This is a genomic window from Vibrio sp. 1249-1 (assembly GCF_033340495.1).
In genome coordinates this window covers 1-983 of sequence record NZ_JAWOWJ010000178.1, presented here as the reverse complement: position 1 = coordinate 983, position 983 = coordinate 1, and the positions used below count along the sequence as shown (strand labels likewise).

The 983-nt window shown below is 48.9% G+C and carries 1 protein-coding gene; it reads right to left on the bottom strand.

Features of this window, described 5'->3' with window-relative positions; translation table 11 throughout:
- Positions 1–983, bottom strand: a 983-nt coding sequence (gene hutU, locus R7Z50_RS25070; protein WP_318149432.1) for a urocanate hydratase, incomplete at both ends; no start/stop codon positions are given.

The following is a 983-nucleotide window of genomic DNA, read 5'->3' as shown; positions in this document are numbered from 1 at the left end:
TGAGCTTCTTCAGTTCTTCGTTGAGCATTGGTAAATCCAGTCCTTGCTCGGCTGCACATTGTTTGGCGATATCATATCCCGCATCAGCATGACGCATTACACCCGTTGCAGGGTCGTTATGCAGTACGCGAGCAATGCGTTGAGAAGCATCGTCACTACCGTCACAACAAATGACCATACCTGAGTGTTGGGAGAAGCCCATACCTACGCCACCACCGTGATGAAGTGATACCCATGTTGCGCCGCCAGCAGTGTTCAATAATGCGTTTAATAGTGGCCAGTCTGATACTGCGTCAGAGCCGTCCATCATGCCTTCTGTTTCTCGGTTCGGGCTTGCTACAGAGCCTGAATCTAAGTGGTCGCGACCAATAACGATAGGAGCTTTCAGCTCACCATTTTTCACCATTTCGTTGAACGCTTGACCAAGGCGCTCACGATCTTTCAAACCTACCCAACAAATACGAGCCGGAAGACCTTGGAACTGAATACGCTCACGCGCCATATCTAACCAGTTATGCAGATGTGGGTTGTCAGGAATCAACTCTTTTACTTTTTGGTCGGTTTTGTAAATGTCTTCTGGGTCACCTGATAGAGCTGCCCAACGGAAAGGCCCAATGCCTTCACAGAATAAAGGACGAATATAAGCAGGAACGAAACCTGGGAAATCAAACGCATTTTCTACGCCTTCTTCCAGTGCCATCTGACGAATGTTGTTACCGTAATCGAGAGTCGCCGCGCCACGGCTTTGCAGATCAAGCATCGCTTGCACTTGTACTGCCATGGATTTCTTCGCTGCTTTTACAACAGCGGCTTCATCTTGCAGACGCATTTCTGCTGCGTGAGACATGCTCCAACCTTGTGGTAGGTAACCATTTAGTGGGTCGTGCGCAGAGGTTTGGTCTGTAACTACATCTGGTGTGATATTGCGCTCAACAAGCTCAGAGAAAACGTCGGCCGCGTTACCTAGAAGACCTACAGATACT